The following is a 23317-nucleotide window of genomic DNA, read 5'->3' on the forward strand; positions in this document are numbered from 1 at the left end:
AAAGAGGCAAGAAAAATATACTTCACTGCTTTCAGGATGACAAATCATTTAGGTTATTCCACCCCCAGCAACACACCCGAAACATTCCAGGCGCTAGAACTGCCGCCTTCTGGTTTACCCATCGGGATGGTTACTTTTATAGTATGCGTACCGGCTTTTAAATCACCCAAACTTATCCACTCCGGATTGGTAACCGTACCCGGGCACCAATTAGAGCGGCTTAAATCCGACGAAGAAAGTCCACTTTCGAAATTGCCTGAAGCTGGATTCGATAAGCGGTATGATCCGCAATCCTGGCGCCATGGTGTAAAAGCAAATGCCACTTTTTCATCCAGCCAGATGGTATTTTTCCGTGGTACAAACTCATCGCCATTACCCCAGCCGCCATGGCCGGTGGTAATGTATCGCAGTTTCGTATCCTTTAAATCTTTTGTTAAAGTAAAAGAAACTTCCAAACCTTTTTCACTGCTAAACATGGTTGCATATTCCTGTCCGGCCATTTCCATTACATTGGTCGAATTGAATAAAGGCAAAATCACTTCCTTGGCTTCTTTTGGTCTTCCACCATTATGCAGTGTTATATTTAAAGAAACTTTATGCCCGCCTTTATCATAGTTACCAATAAAAACAGCTATCCAAACTTCTTTTCCATTTACCAAAGGAAACAATTCTGAAACATCCTGTCTGTAATAAACTTTATCCGCCCAATTTTTATCCTTCAATTTTAAAGTATTGTATTTACCAACACCAAAAGGAGTAAAAAAGCGCATCAATTCTATAACCGGATTATAATTTGCTGTGGCTACAACGCCCTGGTATTTCTTTCCGTTTCCATTATTATAAACAGGCAGGTCTTTAACAGAATTTTTAAGTGCATCCATTAAACTGATCTGCTTATCAGTCGGGATAATAAATACAGATCCTGTTCTATCGTAAGCATCGCCGTTCGATTGCTCGGTTAAATCGACAAAAACATTAGGATTGGACTGGTATTCGGGAAATTTAACTTTCCTTGCAATTACTGTTCCCCCCGCAAATCGGAATACAGAATCGTTCGATTGTGGTTTATCTATAAAATTAATCGTTTCTTTATCGAATACATTTATAGTCGTGAACCTGCTTTTCCAAAGCAAATCCTTATACGTTAATCCATCCGTTAGCTTAGCACTTATTTTTTGGAGATCAATCGGTTTCGAATTTTTAACTTCCTCGATTTTTACAGCAGTTATAAAGCTATTGCCGTTACGCACCTGCTCTAAAACCAAACCAAGGTTCTGGCCCAAACTGGTTGGCGCAGCTTTTATACCAACATCGGTTGTATACCATAAGTCTATTCGATTGGAGTTAACAACTGTAGTTGCCTTTTTGCAGTTATAACCCAAAATCATTTTGGTTTCGTTGCTCAACTCAAAAGTTTGCTTACCAATTGCAAGGCTATCAGCAGTTGCAATTTGTTTATCTATACCTAAATCGGCAACCTGAAACAAAATTTGCGCAGGTTTAGTAACAATACTCTGTTCGTAAGGATACTTTGCCTTATGATCGAGAATACCAGCATTACTGATTAAATTCTGGCTTGTTGAAGCCAATACCACAGTTGGATTACGGTCTTCTTTTGGCTTCCCATCAGTCGAACGGAAGTAAGTTATCTTATAAACAGCATTACTTTTGAGTACACCCTGGGCATTTACGCCAAAAGAAATAAAAAGGAAAAGTGTAAAGATATAGAGTTGCTTCATCATGGTTAAAAAACGAAATATAAGGATAAAGTCGGAGGTTCGGGAGGTCGAGAGTTGGAAGGAATAATTACATTCTAATAGAAAAATCGTCATTGCGAGGAGGAACGACGAAGCAATCTTACAACTATGGGTTATAGCGAGTGCATTAAGATTGCTTTGGCGGCTGAAAAAGCCTTCTCGCAATGACGACCTGCCGAGAAATACCTCCCCGCCTATCGCTCCAACCGATCTTCTACAAATGAAAAAGGCAGTAAACTCTTTACACTCGGTACTTTTAAAACCTCTCCGTTTAAGCAATAAAAAATCACTTCGATTGGTGCATTTTGCTTACGTTCAAACTCTGCCATCACCTGCAAACAGCCGCCACAAGAGGTAACAGGTTTTAAAATCTCAAAATGATCAGTCTGAGCAGTAATAGCCATGCTTTCAATCACTGCATTTGGGTATGTAGCGCCAATGGTAAAAAGAGCTACACGCTCCGCACAGAGTCCTGATGGATAAGCTAAATTTTCTTGATTGCTGCCCAGAACGGTTTCGCCCGAGGCCAGGCGGATTGCTGTACCTACCCTAAATCTGGAATAGGGGGAATAAGAAGTATTTAAAGCCTGTTCTGAAAATTCACAAAGGGTTCTATCCGCCAATGTTAATTCTGTAATACTTTCGTATTGTTCAAAAGATATATTTAGATTTAATGAATTCATTTGTAACTAATTAGTAAACCGCCAATATTAAATTTTTATAGCGGGCGAACAATTTAAGTTATTTTTTGTATTATTTAGTAAAACGTGCCTTAAAATTAATTTTAGCGGCATGCTTTTGGCATTTATCAAACACCAAACACGCTTAGCTTTGAATAAATACGTACGCAAAAGTCTTAAAATTTTATTGTGGGTAATTGCATCCCTCATCATTCTGGTGGTAGGTGTGGCGCTATCTTTAAATATTCCAGCTGTTCAAAATTTTGTTAAAGGCAAAGCCATAAATTACCTGAAAAACAAGACCAAAACAGAGGTAAGTTTAGAAAGCATTAAAATCGCATTGCCAAAAGATGTAGTTCTAAACAAATTTTACATCGAAGACCGTAAAGGTGATACTTTATTATATGCCGAAAAACTAGCTGTAGATATCAGTTTATTTAAGCTGTTAAAGAACACAGTCGAGATCAATAATATTGAACTAAAAAATGTACGCGCGAATGTGAAGCGCATCACTCCTGACACCACCTTTAACTTTTCTTTCCTGGTGGATGCTTTTGCAAGCGATCAGAAAAAACCAGAAGAGAAAGTAAAAAAAGATACCACTTCTACCCTAAAATTCTCTGTTGATAAAGTTTCTTTTGAAGATATTGGCATTAACTACCGTGATGATGTTGCAGGTAACGATGTGAAATTATATTTAGGCGCATTTAAAACAAAAATTAAAGATTTCGATCTGGCCAACCAGCATTATGTAATTAAAGAGTTAAGCCTAGTGAATACTTCGCTCCGTTATTTACAGCAAAAACCTCTTGTCAAATTGGTTCAGCATATTACCAACAGCGTAGATAGTGCAGAGAAAGAACAGGGTAAATTGCCATTAATCGAGGTACAGAACTTCGTTTTTAACAATGTAAAGGTAAACTACGACGACCAGATTTCGACAACCAAAGCCATTGCCACTGTAAACGACCTGGGCCTGGCAAACCTGAAAGTAGATTTAACCAATAGTAAATATTCAGTTGATGATGCACATTTAAACAAATCGAATATCCTTTTTGCATTTAAACCAGCGCCAAACAACGATTTAAAGAAAGTTAAAGATACTGTAACTCCCCAAAAATCTGCTTTAGGCCTCATTATCAAAAACATCAGTTTAGCTGATAACGATGTACAGTTTGATAATCTGGGTGCAAAACCTGCTCCAAAAGGCATGGACTTTAACCACCTGAAAATTAACCAGCTTAATCTGGGGGCTAGTGATGTAAGTTATAGCGCCGCAGGTATAAAAGCAAATGTTAAAAACGGATCACTAAAAGAGAAAAGCGGCTTTGTTCTGGATGAATTACGTGGCGACGCGATGTATAATGATAAACAGATCAAGCTGAGCAATTTCATCCTGAAAACACCAAATACTTCAATTGAGAATGCAACTGAGTTAAATTTCACCTCGATGGAGGATTTAACCAAACACCCTGAACGCGTAAAACTGAATATTGCCCTTAAAAACACCACCATTGGTTTAAAAGATGTCGGATACTTTAGTAATGCCGTACCGGCCAATTACCGTAACGAAAAAATAAAAATCAATGCCGATGTTAACGGCTATTTAAACAACCTGAATATCACAAAACTGCAGATCAGCGGCTTAAAAAATACCCAGATTGATATCAGTGGAAAAGCAAAAGGTTTGCCTGATATGAAAAAAACCTTTCTCGATTTAAACATTAAAAAACTTCATGTTACCAAAGGTGATATTTTGGTAGCTATACCTAAAAAATCTCTTCCTCCTTCAATTGAACTGCCTAATGTAATCGACGCGAAAGGTAATTTTAAAGGCTCAATGACTGATTTCAATACCAACCTGAACATCAACACCGATATGGGTGGTGCAGTGATAGTTGCAGGCATGAATGGCCCTAAAGGAAAAGAAAGTTACAAGGCAGATATCAGTTTAAACAACTTCAACGTAGGCAGGCTGTTAAAAATGCAGCCAAAACTGGGTCGTGTTTCGGTTAAGGCCAATGTTGCGGGTACAGGCCTTGATCCTAAAAAAATCAATGCGAAGTTTAATGCTAAGGTGTTAAGTGCTTATTATAATAAATATAACTACCGCAATTTAACCCTTGCCGGCAATTATAGCAACCAGAACATCAGCATTAAAAGTAGCATGCCCGATAGCAACGCCAACTTTAATTTAGATGCCAAAGTAAATATGGCAGGCAAATATCCTGCGGTAAAAGCTGATCTGAATTTAAAACAGGTAAACCTTCAGGCTTTAAACTTCAGTCCAACAGTTTTAAGTGCTGCAGGAGTGGTTAAAGTAGATCTGGCCACTGCCGATGCTGATTATTTGAACGGATCGGTTGATGTTACGGGTTTACAACTCGTAAAAGATAAACAAAGAATTAATGTTGATACGATTTCGATCCGTGCAAAATCTACCGCAACAGAAAACGAACTTACACTCAAATCTGAAATACTCTCAGCAAAAATTGACGGAAAATACCAACTGACCAAAGTGGGTAGTGCAATAATTAACGAAATCAATAAATATTATGCTTTTGGAACCGTTACAAAGGTTCCGGATCAGCGTTTGCGATTTTTTGTTCAGGTTTATGATTCTAAACTATTAAAGAATTTTGTGCCTGAATTAACGGTATTTAAACAATCCCAGTTTTACGGATTGATCGATACGCAAAAAGATAGCTTACAGATTAAAGGAAATTTCCCTCAGGTGGTATATGGCGATTTCAAAGTAGATACCACTGTTTTAAACATCAATAATGAGAATAATAAACTAGCCTATAGTTTAACGGTTAAAAGCCTTCAAAGCCCGTCTGTCGCACTATTTAATACGGAAGTAAGCGGTGAGGCTTTAAATAATAATTTAGGCGTTAATATTTTCCTTCGCGACAGGCAACTTAAAGACAAATATGTAATCGGCGGTACTTTCCAATCGATTAATAAGGATTTTAAATTCGCTTTAGATCCTCAAAAATTATTGCTTGATTATCAAAAATGGGTGGTTTCGCAAGATAATTACATTCAATTTGGCGCATCGGGCATATTGGTTAACCAGTTCCAGATCAGTAATAGCGGTCAGTCACTTTCCATTAATAGCAATCCGACGACGCCAAACGCTCCACTGTCAGTTGAATTTAAAGATTTCCAATTGGAAACCCTAACCAAATTTGCAGAAACCGATACCACTTTGGTTGGTGGCCGTTTAAACGGAACCGCAAATGTTAAAGATTTGGCCAGCACGCCAAAATTTGAAGCGAATTTAACCATCGATCAGTTGCGCTATCAGAAAGATCAGTTGGGTACTTTACGTTTAGCGGTAAACAACGACACCAAAAATGCCTTCGAAGTAAATATGGCCTTAACTGGCGTACATGAACTGAGGGTAAATGGATTTTATTATACTGCACCTCAAAGCGCCTTAGATCTGACCGTGAACATCGATAAAATCGAAATGAAAAATATTGAAAGTTTATCTGCAGGTCAGCTTAAAAATGGTACAGGTACCTTAACCGGCGCCCTTACTGTTAAAGGAGCCTTAACTGCACCGAAAATATTAGGCGATTTAACTTTCAATAATGCTGGGATCAGAGTGGCTTATGTAAACTCCTATTTCCGTTTGCCGAATGAGAAAATATCGTTTACCAATGAAGGCATCAGTTTTAACAACTTTACACTAATCGATTCTCTAAATCAAAAAGCAACCATCAACGGAAAAGTTTATACTACCGATTTTAAAAATTATCGATTCGGTTTAGATATCCGGATGAACAATTTCAGGGCAATCAATTCTACCGCAGCCGATAATGATATGATTTATGGGACAGTATTTTTAACAAGCAATATCAAAGTGCGTGGCGATTTGAATCAGCCGGATGTAAACATGAATATTAACGTGAATAAGGGTACAAAATTCTTCTTCGCTTTGCCGTCAAGTGATCCATCGATTATTGATCAAGAAGGCATAGTACAATTTATTGATGCCGATGCACCGCCGTTTAACGGGCAAAAAGCACTTAAAGTCGATAGCATCAGTAAATCTCCTGTTAAGGGATTAAACCTGGTGGCAACAGTTAAAGTAGATCCAGAAGCAGAATTGAATGTTGTTGTAGATCCATCTACCGGTGATAATTTAAAAGTTAGGGGTGATGCAGACTTAAATGTAACGATGGATCCAAGCGGTAAAATCAGCATGACTGGTCGTTATGAAATAGTTGATGGTTCATACAATTTAACGCTGGCTGTTGTAAAAAAAGAATTTAAGCTGGTTAAAGGCAGTACCATTGTCTGGACAGGCGAACCCACTTCTGCAACGGCAAACATTACTGCATTATACGAAGTTAATGCTGCCCCTATCGACCTGTTAAATCAACCAGATTTATACGAAGCAAGAACAAAATTGCCTTTCCAGGTTTATTTGATGATAAAAGGCGAATTATTAAAGCCAACCATTTCATTTAAGCTCGATCTGCCAGAAAATGAACGCGGTGCTTTAAATGGTCAGGTTTATACCAAATTAATTAATGTAAACCGCGATGAAAGCGAATTGAACAAACAGGTTCTTGCTTTACTTGCCTTAAACAGGTTTATTGCAAATAATCCTTTTCAAAGTCTGGCAGGCGGCGGAGGTGGTGTTTCTACCCTTGCACGTTCGAGCGTAAGCAGACTATTAACCGAACAATTGAATAATTTAACTTCCGATTTAATTCAGGGTGTTGATCTTAACTTCGGTGTAAATTCATCTGAAGATTATTCAACCGGTTCGATGCAACAAAAAACAGATCTGGAAGTTGGCCTATCTAAAAAACTGTTAAACGATAGATTAACCGTTAGCGTAGGAAGTTCTTTTGCTTTAGAAGGTCCACAGGCACCAGGGGAAAAATCGACCAATATTGCAGGAAATGTAAATGTTGAATATGCACTCTCTGCCGACGGCAGATACCGTTTAAGGGCTTACCGCAGAAATCAGAACGACATGATTGTACAGGGCCAAATTGTTGAAACAGGCCTGGGCTTTACCCTGGTAGTAGATTACAATAAGTTTAGAGAGATTTTTCAAAAGAAAAGAATAAGAAGAATAAGAAACATTGAACAGAAAGCACAAGATGAGAAAACTAACTAGACCGCTTTTATTTTTATTGGCCTGTTTAGTTTGGGCGGCTTGCAGCAGTACCAAATCCTTAAAACCAGGACAAATTTTGTATACGGGTGCTAAAGTAAAAATCAATCCAGACTCATTTGGGAAAATTGACAATGAAAAACAGGTTAAAACTGACCTGGAAGCCAAAACAAGACCACGCCCCAACAAATCGATCTTGGGTATAAAATTTAAACTTGGCATTTACAACCTTGCCGGCGAACCCAAAAAGCCAAAAGGTTTTAGAAACTGGTTACGCAAACAGGGGGAAGCTCCTGTGTTATTAAGCGAGGTAAAGCTAAAATACAACAATGATGTATTATCCAGTTATCTTATTAGTGAAGGATATCTACAGGCAACCGTTACCGGCGATACCGTTGTAAAAGGGAAAAAAGGTAAGGCCATTTATACTGCAGTTACGGGGCAACGATATAAAATCAACAAGATTAATTTCCCTCCTGATACCGGGGCACTCACAAAAATCATCAATGCCAACAAAGAGAAAACCTTGCTAAAAGTTGGCGATTATTACGATATCGATACTTACAAAAATGAACGGATCAGGATTGATAACGACTTAAAGGAAAGTGGTTATTTCTATTTCAGCCCCGATTATTTAATTATGCAGGTAGATAGTACCATAGGTAAAAACCTGGTTAATGTTTCGGTTAAAGTAAAAGACATTGCTCCTGATGCCGGATTAAAACCTTATACCATTAAAAATATTAATATCTACCCTAATTATTCGTTAAGGAGAGATAGTACATTAAGAAAACTGAAACCGCTTCAGTATAACGATTTCAATATATACGATGACCGGAATACCTTTAAACCAAGACTTTTTGACCGTTTAGTATTCTTTCAAAAAAATGAACTTTATAACCGTAAAGACCATAACCAATCATTAAACCGAATGGTAAATGTAGGTGCCTTTCAGGATGTAAGGGCCGAATTTTTACCTGTCGATAGTTTCAAAAACAATCAGCTAGATTTGAATATCTATTTGACCCCTTTAAAGAAAAATTCACTTACCTTTTCGGTTGTAGGAACCAGTAAATCGAACAATTTCGTTGGTTCGGAGGTAAAAGTAACACAAACCACCAGAAACTTGTTTAGAAATGCAGAACAATTGGATTTGAGTGTTAGTGGTGGTTTTGAAACCCAAACCAAAGGAACTTCTTTAGGCAAAAACTCCTTATCGTTAACTGCTGAAGGAAAACTTACCTTCCCCAGGTTTATTGTTCCTTTTTACAAACCGAATAGCACCAACGTTTTCATCCCGAAAACGATTACCTCGCTTTCTTATCAAATGCTTAACCGTGGTTCTGAATACACCTTACATGCGTTTAAAGGGCAATATGGCTACAACTTTAAAGAAAATCTGTATAAAGAGCATAATTTCAATCCCATATCAATCAGTTATGTTTCTACAAGTTTTCCTGATACAACCGTGGAAAAAAATATATACATACAGAACCCACTCTTAAGAACCACGTTAGAAAGTCAGTTTATTATTGGCAGTAACTATAATTTCACCTATACTAACCAAATGGAAGATAGCCGAAGAAATAACACCTATTTCTTTGGTGGTTTAGAAACCGGAGGTAATGTTTGGGGCCTGTTTACACCAAAGGATGAAAACGGCCAGCGATCTATCTTTAACAAACCGTTAACACAGTTTATCAGGGCAGAAGCTGATTTAAGAGACTATTATAAAATAAATAGAAACTTAATCTGGGCAAACCGGTTAAATTTAGGTTATGGTTATGCCTATGGAAATTCTACCTCATTGCCGTTTGTTAGGCAGTTTTTTGCCGGTGGCAGTAATGACATCAGGGCTTTTCCGGCCAGAACTTTAGGCCCTGGTACTTATAAAGTTCCAGATAATGCAATTTTTGCCGATCAGGGTGGTGATATTAAGTTGATGCTTAACTCAGAGCTGCGATTTAAAATAGTGAGTGTACTTTATGGTGCCTTGTTTGTAGATGCGGGAAATGTCTGGTTGAGGAAAGAAGATCTTGGAGAACCTGGCAAACCGGAAACGGCAAGACTTGGATCTGGCTTCAAGCTGAAAAACACTTTTAACGAGCTGGCCGTGGGTACTGGTGCAGGTTTACGTGTAGATGTCAGCATTTTTGTGATCCGCTTAGATGTAGCCTTCCCGATTCGTAAGCCGTATTTACCTGAAGGACAAAGATGGGTATTAGATGATATTGCCTTTGGAAACAAAGATTGGCGAAAACAGAATATAATTTATAACATTGGGATAGGATATCCGTTTTAATTCTTCAATGAAAGTATTCCATAAGATCAAAAATTTCTTTATTGCGCTTTACCATCTATTTATTGCAGCAGGAAAAGGCTTTGTAGAAGACAGGGTAACTAAATTAAGTGCTTCGCTTGCCTATTACACTATTTTTTCCCTTACACCGCTGATCATTATCCTCCTCTCTGCAGCCACCTTATTTTTGGGCGATAAAAAAAATGAAGAAACGCGGGGAAAATTTTTCGGACAGGTTACCGAATTGGTGGGGAAAGATGCGGCAGGCCAGATTCAGGGTTTTGTAGAACACGCCAATAAAACCGGGCAATCAACCTTTAGTTTAATTGTAGGTATTGTGGTACTGATTATTGGTTCGACAGCTATATTTATCGAAATACAGGATAGCATCAATATGATCTGGAAAGTAAAGGCCGTACCCAAAAAGGGTTGGATAAAAATGCTTACCAACAGATTATTATCATTTTCATTAATCGTTTCGATGGGCTTTTTATTGCTGGTATCCCTGGTGGTAAATAGCGTAGTAGTGGGTTTGGGTTCTAAATTAGCCAGTCTGCTTTCGCGGAGCAATATTAATGAAGTTATTCCGGTTGCAAATGACACCATGGCGCTGATTATTTATATTCTGAACAACGTAATCACACTGGCGGCAGTTACCGCCGTATTTGCTGTTATATTTAAAGTATTACCCGATGTGATCATTCGCTGGAAATCAGCCATAATTGGCGCATTATTTACGGCAGTTCTCTTTAGTTTAGGTAAATACCTGATCGGGATTTATATCGAAAAAGGTAATCCAGGTTCTGCTTTTGGAGCCGCGAGTTCCATCATTGTTATTTTATTATGGATTTATTACACATCTATCATTTTATATTTCGGGGCAGAATTTACCCAGGCTTATGCCGAAAAATATGATAATGGCATCTCCCCTAGTAAATATGCGGTATTTACAAAAATCACCATAATAGAGAAAAAGGTAGATGTATTGCCACCGCAACACCCGGAAGATACGGTAAATGCCCCTAAAGAATAATTACCATTTGAGATCATAGCCGTCATCCTGAACTTGTTTCAGGATCTTTTCAAAAAACAGCCATTGCTACCAGATGCTGTTTTTTTTTAAAAGCTAAATAACTGAACAACAAGTCAATACAAATATCCTTTTCGACCGAAGTAGAGAAATCTTTGAATTATCCCATAAAATATGGCTCGAAAATCTCTCCACTCCGCGTTGCTTCAGTTGAGATGATGACGTTTCTATTTTCTATTTAAACCTACTTTTAAAATTGGATTAGAAAACCCTACCAACGTGCATTTTGTTTTAAATTTTAATAATGTGTATATTTATATAATGACTACAATGACCATACAAGTTCCTGATGCCCTTGAGAAAGAGCATGATGAGACAACGCGCCTTATTGCAGCCAAACTATATGAAGCAGGTAAGCTTACCTTAAGACAAGCCGCTGAAATGTGCCAGATGAAAAAATGGGATTTTGCTGAAATCCTAATCAAGTACAATGTCTATTATCTAGACGAGAGTGCGACTGAAGATCTTGAAACATTCAGAAATGCTCTCAAAGGATAAAATTGTCATTACCGATGCTAGCTGTTTCATTATGCTGGACAAAATAGATAGTATAAATTTACTCCACTCCCTTTACAAGCAGGTAATAACAACTCCCGAGATAGCTGCTGAATTTGGCAAAAGACTACCTGATTGGGTTGATGTAAAAGCGGTATTAAATCGTGACTTGTTATATGACTATGCTGAAACTGTAGATATTGGAGAAGCGAGTGCAATGGCTCTTGCAACAGAAATCCGTGCAGATTTACTTATTATAGATGATGCGAAAGCCAGGAGATTTGCTAAAAAGCTTGAGCTCAATATTACAGGTACAATTGGTGTGATACTTAGCGCAAAACTTAATGGCATTATTCCCGCTGTTAAACCTTACATCATTAAAATACAGGAAACTAATTTCAGGATTTCTGACTGGTTGACTTCACAAATTCTTAAAGACGCCGGAGAATAGTCCTATTGCAATTTCAAGTGAATGGTCTCGAAGTATCGTCATTTCGACCGCAGTGGAGAACCCGAAGGCTCTGCGAAGCAAAATCTTTTAAATTAGATCAATACCTCAGTACAAAGATCTCTCCATTTCGTTGCACTACATCCATAGCTATCGGATCGAGATAACGATTTTTCTATGGAGCCTGTAACGAAGTCAAGCTTTAAAAGCTTGACTTCCTTTTTAGGTAATGTAAACATGGTTCGTGAAGACACCAATGCTATTAACTTAAGCTATTTATATGTTTGGTGAGCTCTGTTTTTCCTCTTTTTAAATGTTACCCTAATAAAGCTTCTGTCTGGTTTTATGGGTATTTTAGAAGATGCTATTAGTTTAATAAGAGATTGAATGATATGCTCTGGGTTTAGCGTATTTAGTATTTGGATAATTACTTTTCTAACAAACCTGAAAGCATTTTGCCAATTGTATTTATATTTTAGTTTTCTTTTTTTGTTCTTGTCGATCTCCTGCTGTGCCTGGATGCCTAATAAAGCTACCAGATTCATCATAAATATATGTGCTTCAAACTCCTGGAATATTCCATCAGGTTTTCGACAACCAAACTGCTCTAGTTTCATCTTTGGTTTTAGTTTTTTAAAGCCTTCTTCTACAGGCCATCTTAGGCCATAAAGCACTTTCATATTCTCTGTGCAGATATCATTCATATCAAATAAGGAAGAAACAAGTATTTCTATCTCTCCAGTTTTCAATTGGATTTTTGTAACCCTAACAACGATTTTTTCAGTATTTAACCCATGTTTTAAACAGGATTTTCTTTCATTTGGGCTTGGATCCCACTCTGTTATAAAATCGTTTTCAGTCTGTTGGGTTATCCGTTTTGCAAAACAGGACTGAGCGGTGCTTATGCGAATGCAGAAATTCTGTTTTACTGCGTAAAGGCTTTTGCAGATATGAAAATATCCAAACCCCCGGTCTAAAATAACTATGGATTTACGGCCTGGGAGTTCTTCAATGCATGCATCAAAAAGTGTTTTTTCTGTTTTCTCCATCTTTGATATCCTTTTAGAAAGAATTGCCCCACTAAAAACATCATAAAACATAAAAATCTGTGCTAAACAACTTTTTACACTACCACCTTTTTCTGAATAGATTCCAAAAAAGTCTTTTATCTGCCTGGAAGGTGGTAACCCAACAGTAGAGCCATCACCGGCAATCAATTGATATCCCCTCCAAAGTTGTGAAGGGTTCTGTTTGTGGTAATCTGCCAGTATTTTGTTCAGATCCTTAAAAAAGGAGATGGATATTTTATATCGAGCCTTAGAAAAAGCTGCACCTGTTACCGCTTTTGAGGATAAACTAGGCAAAATTGTAGAAAGATTATACTCTACAGATTCTTTAAAAAGATTTAATACGATAGATACAACAACAGGGAAGCTTAAACTCCGCTTACGGGTAAAAAAGATTGGTTCTTTAAGGTATTGGGAAAAACTGTTTTTATCCTGAATGAAATCAAATGTTTTTTTTAGGAGCCACTTTATGTTGCTCCAATTTTTGATTCGAAGAAATTATACTCATTTACTTTACTTGTTTAATAGTTAAATATCAACATAATAATTTGATTTTCAAATATTTAAAACACTAAGTTAATAACATTGGTGAAGACACAAACCAGGGATATTTCTAAGCTACCTCTTCAGTAATCACTTTAGGTTCTTCAGTTACTTCATCCTTCTCTACCCTTAGGTTACGGATAATGTGTTGTTGCCTGTCAGGTGTATTTTTACCCATGTAATATTCAAGCAAACTTTTAATCGTTTGATCTTTCAAAATAACAGGGTCTAACCTGATATCTTTCCCGATAAACAAACCAAATTCATCTGGTGAAATCTCTCCCAAACCTTTAAATCGCGTAATTTCGGGTTTATTGCCGAGTTTTTCGATGGCGTTTCTACGTTCTTCGTCACTATAGCAATAAATGGTTTCCTTTTTATTCCTCACCCTGAAAAGTGGCGTTTGTAGAATATAAACATGCCCAGCTTTTACCAGATCAGGGAAAAACTGAAGAAAGAAAGTCATCATTAACAAACGGATGTGCATACCATCTACATCGGCATCAGTCGCAATTACGATATTGTTATAATGTAATCCTTCTAAACCATCTTCGATATTTAAAGCATGCTGCAGCAGGTTAAATTCTTCATTTTCGTAAACTACTTTTTTGGTAAGTTCATAACAGTTAAGCGGCTTACCCTTTAAGCTAAATACAGCCTGGCAATCAACATCACGCGATTTTGTGATTGAACCAGATGCCGAATCTCCCTCAGTAATAAACAAGGTAGTTTCATATCGCTTCTCGTGCGTAGTATTAAAATGCACCTTGCAATCACGCAGTTTTTTATTGTGTAAGGATGCTTTTTTTGCCCTGTCGTTTGCCAGTTTCTTGATACCTGCAATATCTTTACGTTCCCGCTCCGACTGCATAATTCTTTTCAGCAAGGCATCGGCAACGTCGGGGTTTTTATGCAAATAATCATCAAGCTCTTTTTTAACAAAATCGTTAATAAAAGTAGCTACTGATGGACCTTCTGGCCCCATATTCTGCGAACCCAGTTTTGTTTTGGTCTGAGATTCGAAAACCGGCTCCTGTACACGTACAGAAATTGCCGCAATAATCGATGAACGAACATCCGCCGCATCAAACTCTTTTTTAAAAAACTCCCGAACGGTTTTCACCACCGCAGCTCTAAATGCCGCTTGGTGGGTTCCACCCTGCGTAGTGTGTTGTCCGTTTACAAATGAGTGGTAATCTTCGCCATATTGTTGACCGTGGGTCATGGCAATTTCGATATCCGGTCCAATCATGTGGATAATCGGATAACGAATTTCTTCTGGCTTATTAAATTTAGAGAGCAGGTCATACAGGCCTCTCTCTGAAAAATATTTATGGTTATTGAAATTTATAGTTAAACCGGTATTTAAGAACACGTAGTTCCAAACCATGCTCTCTACAAAATCAGGAATGTAATGGTAGTTTCTGAAAATGGTTTCATCCGGATAAAAAGTAATGGCCGTACCATTACGCTGAGTTGTATCAATAACAGGTTGTTCAGTTACAATTTCTCCTTTAGAAAATTCTACCTTTTTCGTTTTCCCATCACGATAAGATTGTACGGTAAAACTGGTAGAAAGTGCATTAACGGCTTTGGTACCTACACCATTTAAACCTACTGATTTTTGGAAGGCATTACTGTCGTATTTACCGCCGGTATTAATTTTGCTTACACAATCGATTACCTTACCCAATGGAATACCACGGCCGTAATCGCGCACATTTACCTTTTGCTCAGAAAGGGTAATTTCGATGGTTTTTCCGGTGCCCATTACAAACTCATCGATAGAATTATCTACAATTTCTTTAAGCAAAACATAAATACCGTCATCCTGGGCAGAACCATCGCCAAGTTTACCAATGTACATCCCCGGACGAAGCCTGATATGCTCTTTCCAGTCTAGTGATCGAATACTGTCGTCGTTATAAATTACTTCTGCCATATACTGTATTTAACTGCTCTTCAATGAAAAACCCTGCATTTTTGGTTTGCAAAGCGATGAAGAATTTGTAGAAATAATCCTGATGATTGAAATAAAAATATTTTCAAATAAGTTTCTTCAGAATTATTATACAATAATAGATTTATTCTGTGATGCTCGCAAAAGAAAATTTCAACAAAAAGATGGAAGAGGTATTAAGTAAGATGGTCGATGGCCAAACAGCAGACAGTACGATTGTTGACCGTTCATGGTTTGAAAAGCAATTATCAATAAACCATTAGGCTATCAACCATGAACCAAAAGGCCATGAGCCATAAACCCGCCTAACCTCTTCCATCCTCCAAACATTCAATTTTCCCTATCTTCATCCGATTATACCATTTTTTTAGAATGTATCAGCATGGCCAGTTCGGCAGCCACAATTTTCATCCTTCGAAAGAGAACAGCACATCTTGATAAAAAATCCATCTATCCTGTTCCTTTATATCCTATATTGCCTATTATTTTTATTGCAGCTTATACTTTCGTGGCCTTTAGCATTTATGCCGACGATCCGAATGCAGCACTTAATGGTTTATATATTTTTGTTAGCTTTCTGGTAGTTTATTTTGTGAGCAGATGGTTTAACAAGAAATAATTGTCCGCGAATCGTCATTCCCAACTTGATTGGGAACCACGGAGTGCTCATGAATGCCTTTGAAACAATGGAAAATCATGAATAATCCTAATGCTATAAGCTTTAAGATTCCCGCCTGCGCGGGAATGACGTCTAATCTTTGAATTTGCCAAAGCAGACCGAAGTACATTAAACCTGATTAGAATGAACATCACGATATAAAATCTAAATACAATGGAAAGCAAGACTGATCTAACCGATTAACACAGAAACCTGCTTTCAAAAAATAAAAATTTAATTATAAAAATTTTAATGAACAAAACACTCTCCTTAAAACAAGAAATTGCTTACGCCGCCGGTATGATTGGTTGGAGCACGATGACAAATATTATCATCGTAATGCTTCCCTTTTTCTATCTGCCCCCAAGCAACGCTGGCTTACCACCTTTGGTACCACAATTGGTTTTATTGGGTGCATTTAATATCCTTTCCATTATTGCTGCTTCAGGAAGATTGGTCGATGCCCTTTACGATCCTTTTATTGCCTCAAAAAGTGATGCCAGCACCAATAAAAATGGTCGCAGGATGCCTTTTATGAAATGGGCGATTATTCCGTCAATGATATTTTGCGCACTGGTATTCTACCCGCTCCAGAAAACAGAAAGCCTGCACAATGCCTGGTGGTTAACCATAACGCTCTGTTTGTTTTTTGTATCGGTTACCACTTATATAATCCCTTATAATGCCCTGCTGGCTGAAGTAACCAACACACCAAGACAAAAAGTTAAATTATCGAGTTATCAGCAGGTCGGTTTTGTAATCGGCATCATTTTATCGGCCTGCACCAACAACTTTGCCGATCTGGTTGAGGCTCATTTTCATGTAGCCAACCGCAGCGAGGCTATCCAGATCGCGATATGGGGTTTGTGTATTTTATCGGGACTGGTGATGTTATTGCCTATTTTTTTTATTAACGAAAAAGAATTCACGGTTGCAAAACCCACCCATGTGCCTTTATGGCCAGCTATTAAGAGTACCTTTAAAAACAGCAATTTTAAATACTACCTGATATCTGATTTCGCTTTTTATACGGCATTGAGCATTATTTCTAGTGGTTTATTATTTTTCTGTACCGTTTTATTAGGGCTGCCAGAATCAGAAGGTGGAAAATTTATGGGTGCCATGGTTTTGGCTTCTCTGCTATTTTACCCGCTGGTTAATTTTGGTTCTGCTAAAATTGGCAAAAAACCTTTTGTATTGCTTGCATTTGGCGTGTTGTGTTTAATCTTTGTAACCATTTTCTTTTTAGGCAAATTACCATTTGGTCCACATACACAGATTTACATCCTGGTACTATCGGCATCGTTTCCATTAGCGGCACTTGGCATTTTACCGACGGCTATTTTGGCCGACATTGCCCAAAGAGATACCTTAGAAACCGGAGAAAACCATGAGGGGATGTTCTTCGCAGTGAAATACCTTTTTGTAAAACTCGGTCAAACCTTAGGCATTGCCATTTTTGCCATGCTCACCATTTACGGCAAAGACCCTGGAAACGATTTCGGATTACGGTTAAATGGAATTGTAGGTTTCGGACTCTGTTTAATTGCGTTATTGTTTTTTAGCAGGTTTAAAGAGGAGAAATAATTTGGCATTGAGCGTTTTGAGTGGGAATCGGAACCATCTAATAACTTAAGTTTCTTAATAAAAATGGTTGCTCTAATTTCCAGTTTTTTTTTTATGGAAAGCAATTTCTGTGCTGCTTCGGTTCCTGTAGCCCCGCCCTTTGCTTAATCCCGATAAAAGAAACGTGTAAATTAAACCATTCTTATCGGGATAACGCTGGCGGTCGGGTTTATTTTACAACTGATAGTGGCAGTTTCATCCGCCTAAATCCATATCAACTCGAGATGCTACAATTGCTTTCCAAAAAACAAGAAGATAACTTAAAGTGCCATCATCCCAACTAAAGTGCAATGAAATGCAGGGATTTGTTGTTTTTGACCACACCGAGAAACTCTAAGGACATCCAAGCTTTGTATGTTCATAAGCTTAAAATACATGGGCAGAGCAATGTTGATGCTCATCGCTCCGCCCATGTATCTCATTTATAACCTAAATCCTAATACCCCGAACTTTGTTTTAAGGTACCGTTACTTCTATCAATCTGATCCTGAGGTAAAGGAAAATAATCATCCCTGGCTTCGATGGTGATACCTTTTAAGTAGTTAAAGTATCCCCCTTCAAAAGCAAAATAACTCTCGAGGGTTTGTTTGGCTATTCCCCAACGTACCAAATCAAAGAAACGGTGACCTTCTAATGCCAATTCCAATCTGCGTTCGAAACGTACCGCATTTCTGGCATAGGTATCATTTGGGAACGACACATACTCACTAACCTTATAAGCCGCAGCTGGCACCCCGTTTATATCTCTGGGCGTTATTTTGGCTGCCCTGGCCCTCACTATGTTTACCAAAGTTAAGGCCCTGGCTAAATCGCCTTTTTCTACCGCACATTCTGCCGCCATCAGATAAACATCGCCTAAACGGATCAGATTCACATTTAATCCGGTTACATTGGTGGTACCTGGTGCAGTTCCACTCGAAATCTGGGCAACATCAATGGTGTTCTTAACCGCGAGAAAAGGGCCGCCGTTGCTGGCATCGCGAATCCAGGTATCACCAGGCATTAAACCCCAATCGCGATATGGAACACCACGTCTACCTATTGTCGATTCAATTCGTGGATCTAAAGGTAAAGTCTTATCTACTGCATAATTTGTTTTATCTGTTCCGGTTAATCCATAATCAGATTTATATGGATTGGTACGATAGCTGCCATCCAATAGCGGTAAACCAAGGGCATTTACCTTAAAGGAGTTGGCCAAATCTATAGTTGGCTGGAAGAAACCGCAACAGTTAATCGGGGCATTACCGTACGGGAAGTTAAGCATATCGCCTACATTACCATTATCACCGCCTGTTCCGTCAGTTCCAACTGAATGTTGAACAGACATAATGGTTTCTGGTCCGTCTTCTTTGGTAATGTCGAAATTATCGGTATAAGGCATATCAACCAAGCTTGGTTTTGCCAAAATTACAGCATTCAACAAATCGTAGGCTTCAGGATATTTTTTTTGATATAAAAATACCTTTCCAAGATAAGCCTGAGCAGCATATTTATCTACCCTGCCTTTTTGATTTTTTGATTTGGTTGTGCTTAAATTGGCAACAGCAAACTGAAGATCATCTACAATATTTGGATAAATATCTTTATCATTCGGAACAAAAGCACCACTATTGGCCTCGGTAACATAAGGTACCATTTTAAATATACGAACCAAAAAGAAATAGTAATGTCCACGTAACAACCTGGCTTCGCCCTGAATTTCTTTTGCACGGGCATCATCAAATTTAATCGATCCCGAACCTGCCTGTAAGCTAGCAAGGACTTTAAGCGTACGGTTACAGCGTTGAATTCCTTCAAAACATCTAGTCCAAATATTCGATAAATTATCATTGGTACTGGTTGGCGAATGCTGTTCAATGGCATTCATGGGCGGCTGATCTCCTGTGCTACTCCCTTTATGGGCATTATCAGATGCAACCTCGCCAAATAACCATTGGCTTGGTGCTGCGCCATAATTACCCCATGTTCCGTCTAAATTACCATTAAGCATACCATAGGCCCCTATTAAAAGTCCTTCAACCCCCTCTTGGCTCATTAACTGTTCCTCGGTGAGTTCGCCCTGCGGTTGCAATGCTAAAAATTCCTTCTTGCAGGAAAAAGTACTGCAAATTAATAAGGAAAGAAGAATATATTTTATATGTTTCATTTTGATAATTTTAATTAAAAACCAACATTAATACCGATTAAAAACTGACGTGGTGAAGGGTAAACACCCTGATCTACTCCTGGAGCAGAGAAGCCATCTACAATTTGACTTATTTCCGGATCCAATCCTGTGTATTTAGTGATGGTAAATACATTGGTTGCACTAACATACACCCTAATCTTACTGATACCAGAATTTGGTCCAAAAGCTTTAGCTGTTGGGATGGAATAGCCAATTTGCAAATTTTTCAACCTAAGAAAACTTCCGTCTTGAATGTAATAACTTGAAGAAGCAAACTCCAGATCTGAAGCCCCGGCATAAGCAGAAGGAATCAGACTTGATGTATTGGTTGGACTCCAGGCATCCAGTAATCTAACACTTTTTGCTCCATCAAAGGAAGGGAAATCTGTAAAATAGCGCGTAGCTTCAAATATATCATTTCCTTGTACACCATATAAGAAAGCTGAAATATCAAAATTCTTGTAAGATGCGTTCAAATTTATCCCATAGGTGAAATCCGGATGTGGACTTCCGATAATTGTCCGATCTTTTGGATCAATAATACCATCACCATTAATATCCTGATAACGTAATCCACCAACCCTGGCGCCCGAATAAGAAGGGTTATTCTGAATATCGGCAGTACTCTGATAAATTCCTGCAGTTTGATATCCATAAAATGAACCCAGCGGCGCACCTTCTTGTAAAATACTGGTTTGCAGGCTCCTATAATTGCCATAAACCTGGTTAAAAATACCTGGTGCCAACCTTACAATTTTATTGTTATTTTTTGAAAAATTTGCACCAATATCAAATTTAAAAGGGCTATCATCGCTTCTTCCATAGTGATAAGCGACGTTAAATTCGATCCCTTTATTACTCATATCGCCAATATTTACAAAAGGCGAACTTCCCATTCCTACAATGCTTGCTGGTAGAGGTACAGGGTAAAGCATATCAGTCGTTTTCTTGTTATACCAATCTACTGATCCGTCAACAGCTCCACCTAATAAAGTAAAATCAAGGCCAATATTTAGGGAGTTTACAGCTTCCCATTTTATATCAGGGTTTTGATAGGCATTTTGTCGCACACCAGTTGTAAGACCATTACCGCCACCAAGGGCATAAGCTGAATTAACAATAGAACTTTGAAATCTGTTGATATATTGATACCCCGGTATCCGTTGGTTTCCGGTTTGTCCGTATCCAACACGAAGTTTCAAATCGCTAATCCATTTGATACTTTTCATAAACTCCTCTTCCGATAACCTCCATGCCGCACTTGCTGCCGGAAAATTACCATACTTATTAGCAGACCCGAAGTTAGATGAACCATCCCTACGGATAGTAAAACTGGCGAGATAACGATCATTAAAGGAATAATCAAGTTTTGCAAACACGGAGAATAGTGATCCTATTGCTCCGGTACTGGTATTGCTGATGTTTGAAGAACCTGTACTCAAATAATAATAATCCGGATTACCCAAAAGAAAGAAATCATTTCTTCCTGCAGTTAATTGTCTGGTTCTGGATCTGATTGCCTCCGTACCAATTAATGCATTTAAACTGTGTTTTTCAGCAAATTTTTTGTTATAATTTAAAGTGTTGGTCCAAGTCCATTCCGTATTATATCCTTGGATTTCGCTTAAATTATTTGAATTATTGCCTTCAGAGAATTCCAAATTTGGATAACGCATAGATAAGCTATTGTAGTTCTCGTAACGTATCCCAAAGTTGGTTTTTAATACCAATCCCGGAATAATATCACCTTCACCGAAGATATTTCCAAAAAAGAAGTTATTTTTATTAACATTATCCTTTGCCCTGAACAGAAATGCAAGTGGGTTCTCTGCATTTCCCAACTGACTACCGCGGCTACCGGCAAAGTTTCCGGCAATGTCGTAAACCGGAATAATTGTTGGGATTCGGTATGCCCATCCTAGAGCACTTCCCTGATCCTGATAACCACCGGCAGTATTCGGATTAACGCCAAATCCGACACCTTCAGAGTAACTATATTGTGCATTTTCTCCGAAACGAACCCTTTTATTAAAAGCAGATATCCCAGTATTGGATCTAAAACTGTAACGTTTAAAACCTGTATATTTAATCGTTCCTTTTTGATTTAAGTATCCAGCACTAACGGAATAGGTTGCATTGTCTGAACCACCCAGTGCACTAATATTATAATTCTGAACCGGTGCAGCTTCGGTAATCTCATCAAACCAATTGGTACCTTCCTTATTTGCTTTTGTAATTTGATAAAACAGATTTGGATCACGGCTATAGTTATACTTGGAAGGATCTGCATCTGCAGCGGTAACATCCTGACCAAGTTTTAAACCTGCCACCAAATATTCAGGCAATACCGGTACTGTGCCCGAACCATAGTTGTCTCCTGCTGCAATAGGCTTTCCGGCATTAGTATACCCATCAAATACATATTGTGCATATTGTTGGGGGTTCATCATTTTTGGAAAACTATCTTTTCTTGGCAACTGTGTGCCATAATAAGAATCAAGCGTAATTTTTGGAGCACCAGTCAAACCTTTTTTAGTGGTAATGATTACCACACCATTATTTGCTCTTGAACCGTAGATAGAGGCTGCAGAAGCATCTTTCAATACTTGCATACTTTCGATATCATTCTGATTAAGCCAGGATAGTTTTCCCTCAAACGGAACGCCATCAATTACGTAGAGCGGGTCGTTATTATTAATGGTACTAAAACCCCGGATTCTGATCTGTGGTGTTGAACCTGGAGCCCCGTCATTTACAATTTGTACTCCTGTTGCTTTTCCTTGCAATGCTTCCACAGCACTTGCGGCCGGCTGGGCCTTTAATAGTTCCATACTCACTACAGCCACAGACCCAGTTAAATCTTTCTTTCGCTGGGAAGAATAACCAGTTACTACAACCTCTGTAAGATTATTATTGTTGGCTTGTAATACAATTGAAATGTTGGTTTGGGTACCCACTGTTACTTCTTTACTGCCATAGCCAATAAAAGAAATAACCAACACATCGGTAGGTTTTACACTTAGCGAGAAGGCACCATTTGCATCAGTAGCAGTACCACCACTGCCATCCTTAATTTTAATTGTGGCGCCAACCACAGGCAATTTATCATCACTAGCAATAACTTTACCAGTAATTTTTGATTGGGCCATTGCACCAAGGGCAAATAGCATCCCCAAACACAAGAGAAGAAAACTCCTCTTGATACAAAATAGATTTTGTTTCATAGGTTTATAATGATTAGGTTAATAATGCATACTCATACTTCTGATACCTGATAAACAGACAACATCAGTTTATTATCTCTGTTCAGAAGGCATATTTAAGTAATTTGCTTTACAGGATTTACCACCGTTAAAAAAACGAAGGAATACAAGAAGAATGGAT

At 38.2% G+C, this 23317-nt stretch carries 13 protein-coding genes; 7 read left to right on the plus strand and 6 right to left on the minus strand.

The window, feature by feature from the left end:
- Positions 1-53 precede the first annotated feature (53 nt).
- On the minus strand, positions 54-1742 hold the full coding sequence (locus ACUN24_RS25745) for a PNGase F N-terminal domain-containing protein (RefSeq protein ID WP_445565070.1): 1689 nt from the start codon (positions 1740-1742) through the stop codon (positions 54-56).
- 209 nt (positions 1743-1951) lie between these two features.
- The gene (locus tag ACUN24_RS25750; RefSeq protein ID WP_445565071.1) at positions 1952-2440 is read right to left on the minus strand and encodes a cytidine deaminase; all 489 of its coding nucleotides are present in this window, start codon (positions 2438-2440) and stop codon (positions 1952-1954) included.
- 109 nt (positions 2441-2549) lie between these two features.
- On the opposite strand from ACUN24_RS25750, the gene ACUN24_RS25755 reads away from it, so the two are divergent.
- From ACUN24_RS25755 to ACUN24_RS25775, 5 genes are all read left to right on the plus strand, one after another.
- Positions 2550-7580, plus strand: coding sequence for a translocation/assembly module TamB domain-containing protein (locus ACUN24_RS25755; protein ID WP_445565072.1), 5031 nt, complete (start codon positions 2550-2552; stop codon positions 7578-7580).
- Complete coding sequence (gene tamL / locus ACUN24_RS25760; protein ID WP_445565073.1) at positions 7564-9879, plus strand: translocation and assembly module lipoprotein TamL; 2316 nt, start codon at positions 7564-7566, stop codon at positions 9877-9879. The genes ACUN24_RS25755 and tamL overlap by 17 nt, the downstream gene beginning before the upstream one ends.
- Positions 9880-9886: 7 nt before the next feature.
- Positions 9887-10909, plus strand: coding sequence for a YihY/virulence factor BrkB family protein (locus tag ACUN24_RS25765; RefSeq protein ID WP_193420490.1), 1023 nt, complete (start codon positions 9887-9889; stop codon positions 10907-10909).
- A 327-nt stretch (positions 10910-11236) separates the two neighbouring features.
- Positions 11237-11464 (plus strand): UPF0175 family protein, encoded by a 228-nt coding sequence (locus ACUN24_RS25770; RefSeq protein ID WP_445565074.1) that lies wholly within the window; start codon positions 11237-11239, stop codon positions 11462-11464.
- The gene (locus tag ACUN24_RS25775) at positions 11433-11912 is read left to right on the plus strand and encodes a DUF3368 domain-containing protein (protein WP_445565075.1); all 480 of its coding nucleotides are present in this window, start codon (positions 11433-11435) and stop codon (positions 11910-11912) included. Before ACUN24_RS25770 ends, ACUN24_RS25775 begins: the two co-directional genes overlap by 32 nt.
- Before the next feature lie 269 nt (positions 11913-12181).
- Here ACUN24_RS25775 and ACUN24_RS25780 read toward each other — a convergent pair whose 3' ends face one another.
- Both ACUN24_RS25780 and ACUN24_RS25785 read right to left on the minus strand, forming a co-directional pair.
- A complete protein-coding gene (locus tag ACUN24_RS25780) occupies positions 12182-13465 on the minus strand; it encodes an IS4 family transposase (RefSeq protein WP_445565126.1) in 1284 nt (427 codons plus the stop codon).
- Between the two features lie 124 nt (positions 13466-13589).
- Positions 13590-15461: a DNA topoisomerase IV subunit B gene (locus ACUN24_RS25785; RefSeq protein WP_445565076.1), complete on the minus strand. Its 1872-nt coding sequence runs from the start codon at positions 15459-15461 to the stop codon at positions 13590-13592.
- A gap of 400 nt (positions 15462-15861) precedes the next feature.
- Here ACUN24_RS25785 and ACUN24_RS25790 point away from each other — a divergent pair, with 400 nt between their 5' ends.
- Positions 15862-16098, plus strand: coding sequence for a hypothetical protein (locus ACUN24_RS25790; protein ID WP_445565077.1), 237 nt, complete (start codon positions 15862-15864; stop codon positions 16096-16098).
- A 291-nt stretch (positions 16099-16389) separates the two neighbouring features.
- Positions 16390-17724: an MFS transporter gene (locus tag ACUN24_RS25795; protein WP_445565078.1), complete on the plus strand. Its 1335-nt coding sequence runs from the start codon at positions 16390-16392 to the stop codon at positions 17722-17724.
- 475 nt (positions 17725-18199) lie between these two features.
- On the opposite strand, the gene ACUN24_RS25800 is transcribed toward ACUN24_RS25795, so the two are convergent.
- Positions 18200-19912: a RagB/SusD family nutrient uptake outer membrane protein gene (locus tag ACUN24_RS25800; protein WP_445565079.1), complete on the minus strand. Its 1713-nt coding sequence runs from the start codon at positions 19910-19912 to the stop codon at positions 18200-18202.
- Between the two features lie 14 nt (positions 19913-19926).
- On the minus strand, positions 19927-23157 hold the full coding sequence (locus ACUN24_RS25805) for a SusC/RagA family TonB-linked outer membrane protein (protein ID WP_445565080.1): 3231 nt from the start codon (positions 23155-23157) through the stop codon (positions 19927-19929).
- Positions 23158-23317 lie beyond the last annotated feature (160 nt).

The organism is Pedobacter sp. WC2501 (assembly GCF_052682415.1).